The organism is Pseudomonas sp. 313 (assembly GCF_000316965.1).
Taxonomy (GTDB): Bacteria; Pseudomonadota; Gammaproteobacteria; order Pseudomonadales; family Pseudomonadaceae; genus Chryseomonas; species Chryseomonas benzopyrenica.
The window spans coordinates 1-8,279 of record NZ_ANBZ01000049.1; the positions used below are offsets into that span (position 1 = coordinate 1).

General features: G+C 67.4%; 10 protein-coding genes. 6 read left to right on the forward strand and 4 right to left on the reverse strand.

All coding sequences use genetic code 11. The features are described from left to right. Window positions 1-388 precede the first annotated feature (388 nt). On the reverse strand, window positions 389-940 hold the full coding sequence (locus tag C722_RS0111560; protein ID WP_017640643.1) for a hypothetical protein: 552 nt from the start codon (window positions 938-940) through the stop codon (window positions 389-391). A gap of 102 nt (window positions 941-1,042) precedes the next feature. Between C722_RS0111560 and xseA the strand changes: the two genes are divergently transcribed. Beyond that, window positions 1,043-2,422, forward strand: coding sequence for an exodeoxyribonuclease VII large subunit (xseA, locus tag C722_RS0111565; protein WP_017640644.1), 1,380 nt, complete (start codon window positions 1,043-1,045; stop codon window positions 2,420-2,422). A gap of 10 nt (window positions 2,423-2,432) precedes the next feature. Here the strand turns inward: xseA and C722_RS0111570 are convergent, their stop codons facing one another. Then, complete coding sequence (locus tag C722_RS0111570) at window positions 2,433-2,627, reverse strand: hypothetical protein (protein ID WP_017640645.1); 195 nt, start codon at window positions 2,625-2,627, stop codon at window positions 2,433-2,435. A 162-nt stretch (window positions 2,628-2,789) separates the two neighbouring features. On the opposite strand from C722_RS0111570, the gene C722_RS0111575 reads away from it, so the two are divergent. The 3 genes from C722_RS0111575 (at window position 2,790) to C722_RS0111585 (ending at window position 5,095) form a co-directional block, all read left to right on the forward strand. After that, window positions 2,790-3,896: an L-dopachrome tautomerase-related protein gene (locus tag C722_RS0111575; protein ID WP_017640646.1), complete on the forward strand. Its 1,107-nt coding sequence runs from the start codon at window positions 2,790-2,792 to the stop codon at window positions 3,894-3,896. A 75-nt stretch (window positions 3,897-3,971) separates the two neighbouring features. Beyond that, entirely contained in the window at window positions 3,972-4,793 is an 822-nt protein-coding gene (locus C722_RS0111580; RefSeq protein WP_017640647.1) for a M23 family metallopeptidase, read from the forward strand. Window positions 4,794-4,888: 95 nt separating this feature from the next. After that, window positions 4,889-5,095: a hypothetical protein gene (locus C722_RS0111585; RefSeq protein WP_017640648.1), complete on the forward strand. Its 207-nt coding sequence runs from the start codon at window positions 4,889-4,891 to the stop codon at window positions 5,093-5,095. A gap of 5 nt (window positions 5,096-5,100) precedes the next feature. On the opposite strand, the gene C722_RS0111590 is transcribed toward C722_RS0111585, so the two are convergent. Both C722_RS0111590 and C722_RS0111595 read right to left on the reverse strand, forming a co-directional pair. Further along, complete coding sequence (locus C722_RS0111590) at window positions 5,101-5,655, reverse strand: DUF488 family protein (RefSeq protein ID WP_017640649.1); 555 nt, start codon at window positions 5,653-5,655, stop codon at window positions 5,101-5,103. Between the two features lie 6 nt (window positions 5,656-5,661). Then, window positions 5,662-6,051: a DUF6491 family protein gene (locus C722_RS0111595; RefSeq protein ID WP_026083796.1), complete on the reverse strand. Its 390-nt coding sequence runs from the start codon at window positions 6,049-6,051 to the stop codon at window positions 5,662-5,664. A 112-nt stretch (window positions 6,052-6,163) separates the two neighbouring features. Between C722_RS0111595 and C722_RS0111600 the strand changes: the two genes are divergently transcribed. Continuing rightward, window positions 6,164-7,444 (forward strand): mechanosensitive ion channel family protein, encoded by a 1,281-nt coding sequence (locus C722_RS0111600; RefSeq protein WP_017640651.1) that lies wholly within the window; start codon window positions 6,164-6,166, stop codon window positions 7,442-7,444. Window positions 7,445-7,472: 28 nt separating this feature from the next. After that, entirely contained in the window at window positions 7,473-8,141 is a 669-nt protein-coding gene (locus tag C722_RS0111605; protein ID WP_017640652.1) for a glutathione S-transferase family protein, read from the forward strand. Window positions 8,142-8,279 lie beyond the last annotated feature (138 nt).

Here is an 8,279-nt window from a genome sequence, read left to right on the forward strand (position 1 = left end):
AGTTGCAGGCGTGAACCCGTAGGTTGGGCTGAGCACAGCGAAGCCCAACACCTCAACGCCAGTCGCGCGCCCCTGTTGGGCTTCGACGAAAGAGCCGTCTCAACCCAGCCTACGATCAGGCACCGTGCCCGGTGCCGATACCTCGGCGAGGCTGGAGTGGCTGCGCCAGTTGCAGGGGTGAACCCGTAGGTTGGGCTGAGCGCAGCGAAGCCCAACACCTCGCAACGCCAGTCGCGTGCCCTTGTTGGGCTTCGACGGTGAAGCCGTCTCAACCCAACCTCCGGTTGAGCCCTGTTCACCGTCATGTACCGATGCCTAATCGCGGCCGCCGATGCGGCCGCGGGGCAACCGTAGGAGCGGCCCATGGCCGCGATAGACCCACCCGCCCCTACACCTCCACCACCGCCAACGGCTGCCCCAGCCGCCTCCGGAATTCCTCCAAAAAGGCCGGAGCGAAGGCCCGTGCCGGCCAGTGGTTGAAGATGAAGCCCAGGTCGGAAAAGGCGCAGGGCTGGGGAAAGTCGAAGCCGTTAATGTCGTCTTCGTGATCGCATTCCGGGCAGGCGAAGTTATCGCTTTCCGCCGGCATCCAGACTTCCAGGTGTTCGAACAGCGCCTCGCCGATCTCGCGGCGGCAGGCGGGGCAGCGCGCCCGACCTTCGAAGCCGTCCAGCGGAGTGAAGATGCAGCGTTCGGTGACGATTTCCAGGCCGCCGTCGGCGAAGTCGCGCGGATCGTCCATGCCTGGCGTCAGGCGCAGCACCTCGGTCAGTCGCGGTCCCGGCGCATGGCCGCGCCGGCCGCGACTGGGCAGACAGGGCGAGGCCTCGGCCCTGACCACACCGCTGGCGGCGAGCCAGCCAAGGATCTCCACGGCGGTACGCTCCACCCGCGGATGGCTGGAAATGCGGGGAGCAAGGATGGTCTGGCGCAGGGTCATGGAACGCGGGTCTCGAAGGAAGGGGCGCGCAGCTTAATGGGCTGCTCGCCCCGCGCCCAGAGCTGCTAAGGTGAGGCCGACGAAAGCCACAGATAGCGCCCCATGTTCAAGGATCCCTTCGCTCGCCTCGGCCTCGACCGCGAGGTGCTCAGCGTCAGCCAGCTCAACAGCCGCGCCCGGGTGCTGCTGGAAGACGTCTTCGCCCAGGTCTGGGTCGAGGGCGAGATTTCCAACCTGGCCAAGCCGGCCTCGGGCCACCTGTATTTCACGTTGAAGGATGGCCAGGCCCAGGTGCGCTGCGCGCTGTTCCGCCAGCACGCCGGCCGGGTACGGCAAGCCCTGCGCGACGGCCTGGCGGTCAAGGTACGCGGCAAGGTCTCGCTGTTCGAAGGCCGCGGCGACTACCAGCTGATCCTCGACAGCGTCGAGCCGGCCGGCGACGGCGCCCTGCGCCTGGCCTTCGAGGCCCTCAAGGAGCGCCTGGCCGCCGAAGGCCTCTTCGCCGCCGAACGCAAGCGCCCGCTGCCTGCCCATCCCCAGCGCATCGGCATCGTCTCCTCGCCCACTGGCGCGGTAATCCGCGACATCGTCAGCGTCTTCAAGAGACGCGCGCCCCAGGTGGAGCTGACGCTGATCCCCACCGCGGTGCAGGGTCGCGAGGCCACCGCCCAGATCGTCCGCGCCCTGCAACTGGCCGACCGCCAGGGCTTCGATGCGCTGATCCTGGCGCGCGGCGGCGGCTCCCTGGAAGACCTCTGGTGCTTCAACGAAGAATCCGTGGCCCGCGCCCTGGCGGCCTGCCAGACCCCGGTGGTGAGCGCCGTGGGTCACGAGACGGACGTTTCCATCGCCGACTTCGTCGCCGATGTCCGCGCACCCACCCCTTCGGCGGCGGCGGAATTGCTCGCCCCCCATAGCGCCGACCTGCGCCAGCGCCTGGACGGTCTGCATCGCCAGTTGCTGCTGCGCATGCGCGAGCGCCTGGCTCGCGAGCGCCTGCGCCTGGAAGCCTGCAGCCGCCGCCTGCGCCACCCTGGCGAACGACTGCGCCAGCAGGCCCAGCGCCTGGACGACCTGGACCTGCGCCTGAGACGCGCCTATGTCATCGCCCAGAATCGTCGCCGGGATCGCCTGGCGCACCTGGACACCCGCCTGGCCGGCCAGCATCCCGGGCGCCAGCTGGCCCTGTTGCGCCAGCGTCTTGAGCAACTGGCCGACCGCCTGCCGCGAGTCATGCAGCGGCAACTCAAGGAGCGCCAGCAGCGCCTGGCCGGCACCGTCCAGACCCTGCAGATCGTCAGCCCCCTGGCGACCTTGGGCCGCGGCTACAGCATCCTGCTCGACGAGCGTGGCCAGGCCGTGCGTGCGGCCGGCCAGGTACAGCCGGGCCAGAAGCTCCAGGCCCGCCTGGCCGAGGGCGAGCTGGAGGTGCGGGTGCTGGACAATCACCAGGCGCCGGTCACCCTGTCGCTGCTGGACTGACGCCGGCGCCTCAGGGCGCCTTGGTCCCCGGATTACCATGCTCCACGGTGCGATCAGGCGACTGAGTGGCCGGATCGCTGCCAGGCGCGCTCTTCTGCACCACCTCGCTGCGCTGGGGCGGCGGGGTTTCCGGTGGCTTGTCGCAACCGGCGAGTAGCGCACTCAGGGTTAGCAGGGCCAGGCTGCTGGCGATGGGACGGACCATGGTCTTCTCCTCTGGGGTTTCAGGGAGGACCTCGGGATTTCCCGGTGCGTTCCCGGGCTGGCCAACGGCCAGCCGGTCGTCGGTCCCGGCGACTTTCTCCACGGCCAAGGCAGTCGTACCTGTAGCACCGGACCGTCCGGTCACCCCTACAAGGACCCTGCCATGCCCAGACCCGCCCTCTCCCGCCTCGCCCTGGCCACCCTGCTGACCGCCCTGCCTCTGGCCCCCGTCGCCCTGGCCGCCGACTCCAGCGCCAAGCTGGAAAAGGTCGCCAGCTTCGACCATCAGGTCACTGGCGTAACCGTCAGCGAGAGCGGCCGGATCTTCGTCAACTTCCCGCGCTGGACCGAAGACAGCGAGGTCTCGGTGGCCGAACTCAAGCCCGATGGCAGCCTGGTGCCCTATCCGGACCTGGCCTGGAATGGCTGGCGCAACGCCAAGCGCGACGAGCTAACCCCGGGCAATCACTGGGTCTGCGTGCAATCCGTGGTGGCCGACGGCCGTGGCAGTCTCTGGGTGATCGATCCGGGCGCTCCCGCCCAGGCCCTGGTGGTGCCCGGCGCACCCAAGCTGGTCAAGATCGATCTGGCCAGCAACCAGGTGAGCAAGGTCTATGCGCTGGACGAGAGCGTGGCGCCCCAGGGCAGCTATCTCAACGACATGAGATTCAGCCCGGACGGTCGCCATGCCTACATCACCGACTCCGGCGCCCGTGGCGCCCTGGTGGTGCTGGACCTGGAGAGCGGCAAGGCCCGCCGCGCCCTGGATGGCGACCCCAGCACCCAGGCCGAGAAGGGCGTCAAGGTCAAGGTCGACGGCAAACCGCTGATGCGCCCCGATGGCCGCGGCGTGGAATTTTCCGCCGACGGCATTGCCCTTTCCCCGGCCGGCGACTACCTCTATTGGCAGGCGGTCAAGGGCAACACCCTCTATCGCATCGCCACCGCCAGCCTGCAGGGTGATGAGCTCGCCAGCCTGCCGGCCAAGGTGGAAAAGATCGGCGAGAACGGCCCGGCCGATGGCCTGCTGATGGATCCGCAAGGGCGTCTCTATGTCAGCGCGGTGGAAGAGCATGCGGTGAAGGTCCGCGAGAACGGTCAGCTCACTACCCTGGTACAGGACAAGCAGCTGATCTGGCCGGACACCTTTGGCCGCGGCCCGGATGGCACCGTCTATGTCACGGATTCGCGCATCCCCGAGATGAATTTCTTCGATCCAAAACAGAAGCCGGCGCTGGAAACCGTGCTCTACAAGATCGTCCCCAACTGATGAAGAATGCCGCGGGTGCCTTGCCCGCGGCCCTTGCCTGCCCCAGCATGGGCGTTTTCGCCGTTGGAAAACCCCATGCCCCGCCTGCTGCCGCTGCTCTGCTGCCTGTTCCTCGCACTGCCCGCTCACGCCGGCACCTACCTGCAACGTCTGCTGGACAAGCCGGTGCCGGGCGGCGTCGCCGTGGTCCCCATCCCCGGTGACGCCGCGCCGCGGGTGCGCTACCAGGGCAAGCCGGTGCTGGTGGTCAAGGACGGCAATGGCTGGGTGGCCATCGTCGGTATCCCCCTGGGCACGGCCACAGGCCGCCAGCCATTGGAGGTCGCCGGCGCCGCGCCCCAGGCCTTCACGGTTGGCAGCCGTCACTACGCCGAGCAGCGCATCACCCTGAAGAACCAGCGCCAGGTCACGCCCAATCCCGAGGATTTGAAGCGTTTCGAGCGCGAACTGGCCGAGCAGCAGGCCGCCTACCGACTGTTCTCCCCCAACCAGCCCAGCAATCTGCTGCTGGACAAACCCGTGGACGGCCCGCTCTCCAGTCCCTTCGGCCTGCGCCGCTTCTTCAACGGCCAGGAGCGTAACCCGCACTCGGGCCTGGACTTCGCCGTGCCCACCGGCACCCCGGTCAAGGCCCCGGCCGCCGGCAAGGTGGTGCTGGTGGGCGACTACTTCTTCAACGGCAAGACGGTGTTCGTCGATCACGGCCAGGGGCTGATCAGCATGTTCTGCCACCTGTCCCGCGTCGACGTCCAGGTCGGCCAGGAGATGCCCCGCGGTGGCGTGGTCGGTCGCGTCGGCAGCACTGGGCGCGCAACCGGTCCGCACCTGCACTGGAACGTCAGCCTCAACGACGTGCGGGTCGACCCGAGCATCTTCATCGGGGCCTTCAAGCCCTGATCGACAACAAACAATTGGTTGCAGTCAGGGGCATTGCCAGGCGTCCGGCGCTGGCTTAAAAGAGACGCCCTCCTCTGCCCAGACCTGGAACCGCCATGACCCCAAGACCCCGCTTCGGCAGCGCCCTCGGTAGCATCCTGCTGGTCGCCGCCGCCTGCTACCTGCTCGTGGGCTTCTCCCAGGGCTTCGTACTGTCGGCCTGGTCCTGGCGCACCTGGCTGGTCTTCGCCGTGCTGGTCAGCGTCTATCCCATCGGCCTCTACGCCGGCTGGTGGAAGAAGCGCGAGCCGGTGGAGCGCTAGGCGGGCTACCGCCAGCCGTGGCGGGCATAGGCCCGTTTCAACCGCTCCTCGCGCGAGCTGAACAGATCGCCATCCGCCAGGCCGCTCGCGGCCAGTAGCCGATCTTCCAGCTCGGTCTGGCTTTCGAGCCGACCGTCCGGGTGGATATGCGTCACCGCCAGGCCCCGCTGCACCAGACAGGGCGCCACCAGCAGGCCACGATGACAGGTCAGGGGATCGCGCTCGGCGCACAGCAGGGCGATCCGCCAGCGTGCCTGGCCTTGTTCCAGGCGCAGCAGTCCCCGCTGAAACAGCGCACTGGCGGCCAGGCGGTCATAGCGCACCTGCCCATCCTCATAGTGCGCCGGATCCGGGCTGCGTGCGCCCAGCTCCTGGCCCAGGAACACATAGGCGATCCCGGCAGCCGCCAGCCCTTCGCGCAAGGCCTCTCGGCGATACTGGGGCACATGGCGGCTATAGGGTTGCGAGCGCACATCGGCCACCGCCGTCACCTCCTGCGCCTGCAGCAGTTCGATATAGCGCGCCAGTGGGTGATTGGAATGCCCGAGGGTCAGGATCATCGCGTTTCAGCGTAAGGGATCGAGGCGATACAGGCCGCCGATGGGGCACTCCATCCGACTGCCCCGGGCATCGGTGGACACCAGGAAGTCGCCCGGACGCAGGCCAGCGGCCCGCGAGCGATAGCCCAGCCGATTGCCGGCGGCCAGGTTGCGGCAGGGCACGGCGAAGTCCACCAGATAGGCGCGGCCGAGCCCGGTCCCCAACGCCAGGTGGCGGGTGTCCAGGTAGTGCCAGCCGGAGAGATCGAAGCCCAGGATGGTGTCCACGGCAGCGCCCTGCCGATAGCCCAGATCGGCCAGGCGATCATCCAGGGTCGGTGGAGCGAAGGGGCGCCCGACGCACCCGGCGAGCAGCAATGTCGCGGCGACGGTAAGAACAGCAGCTAAGGGACGCATGGATATCTTCCTGAAAGGGCTGAACCTAGGACTGACCGCAGATGACGAATACGGCAAGCAGGGCGCAGCTTTGCTAACGTGGCGTCCGTAGTATCCCGTCAAGAGACCCCCTATGCCCACGGCCCTGACCCGACTGATCGACGACCTCGAAAAACACCCTCAACTGCTCACCCTGGTCGCCTGCCTCGGCCTGTTGCTGGCGGCCTGGGTTCTCAACTGGATCGTCAAGCGCATCCTGGTGCGCGGCTTCTATCGCCTGCTGCGCAGCACCTCCTTCGGCCAGGATCACGAACTCAATCACCACAGGGTCATCGGCCGGCTGGCCAACATCGTCCCGGCCCTGGTGCTCTCGATCGGCATCGAGCTGGTGCCGGGTCGCCCCGATGCCCTGGTCACCGTGGTGCAGAACGTCTGCAGCGCCTTCATCGTGCTGACCATCGCCCTGGCCCTGGGCAGCGCCCTGAACATGGTCAACGTGCTCTATTCGCGGCGCCCTTCGGCGCGGCTCAAGCCGATCAAGGGCTACGTCCAGGTCAGCAAGATCGTCATCTACGCCATCGCGGTCATCCTGATGATCGCCACCCTGATCGACCGCTCGCCGCTGATCCTGCTCTCCGGCCTCGGCGCCATGGCCGCGGTGCTGCTGTTGATCTTCCAGGACACCCTGCTCTCCCTGGTGGCCAGCGTGCAGATCTCCAGCAACGACATCATCCGCGTCGGCGACTGGATCGAAATGCCCCAGCTCAACGCCGATGGCGACGTCATCGACATCGCCCTGCACACGGTCAAGGTGCAGAACTTCGACAAGACCATCACCACCATCCCCACCAAGAGATTCATCACCGATTCCTTCCGCAACTACCGCGGCATGCAGGAGGCCGGTGGCCGGCGCATCAAGCGGGCGCTCAACATCGACCAGAACAGCGTGCACTTCCTCAGCGACGCCGAGCGCGAGCACCTGCACCGCTTCAACCTGCTGGACGACTACCTCACCGCCAAGGAACAGGAACTGGCGGACTGGAATCGCAAGCTGGAAAAGCGCGGCCAGGAACCGGTCAACACCCGCCGGGTGACCAACCTGGGCACCTTTCGCGCCTATGTCGAACGCTATCTGCGCGCCCATCCCGGGGTCCACCAGGGCATGACCCTGCTGGTGCGCCAGATGCCGCTCTCCGGCGAGGGTCTGCCGGTGGAGATCTACTGCTTCACCAACACCACGGTGTGGGCGCAATATGAGGGTATCCAGGGGGACATCTTCGATCACCTGCTCTCCATCCTCCCGGAATTCGGCCTCCATGTATTCCAGCACCCGAGCGGACGCGACTTCCGCGGACGCCTGGAACCACGCGAGGCCATGACCTCCCTGGGCGAACCGGGCACTCCGGCGCCCTGATCGTCCGTCCCCGGCCTAAGGAAAGACCATGATCGTCGTCCACCACCTGAACAACTCCCGCTCCCAGCGAGTGCTATGGCTGCTCGAAGAGCTCGGCATCGAGTATCGGGTACAGCGCTACGAACGGGCCGCCGGCGGGCTGTTCGCGCCGCCGGAATTGCGCAAGGTGCACCCGCTGGGCAAGTCGCCGGTGATCGTCGACGGCGACCTGACCCTGGCCGAATCCGGTGCCATCGTCGACTACCTGGCACGGCGCTACGGGCCGCAACTGCTGCCGGCCCAGGACAGTCCCGAGTTCGTGCGCTACACCTACTGGCTGCACTATGCCGAGGGCTCGGCCATGACGCCGCTGCTGCTCAAGCTGGTGTTCGACCGTATCGCCACCTCGCCCATGCCCTTCTTCGCGAGACCCATCGCCAAGGGCATCGCCGCCAAGGCCACGGCCAGCTTCATCCAGCCGCAACTGGACCTGCACCTGGACTACCTGGAAAGCCAGCTGGGCGCCAGCGGCTGGTTCGTCGGCGACAGCTTCACCGCGGCCGACATCCAGCTCAGCTTCCCCCTGGAAGCCGCCGCCGCCCGCGCCGGCCTCGACAACGACAAGCGCCCCAGGCTGGTGGACTTTCTCAAGCGCATCCACGCCCGCCCAGCTTATCAACGGGCGCTGGAGCAGGGTGGGCCCTACGTCTACGCCTGAGGCTCGAACGCCGATACCGGCCCCCCGTAGGTTGGGCTGAGGCAGCTCCATCGCCGAAGCCCAACAGGCGCAGGGTGCCTTGGGTGTTGGGCTTCGCTGACGCTCAACCCAACCTACGCCGCATCCGGCTGCCTCGAT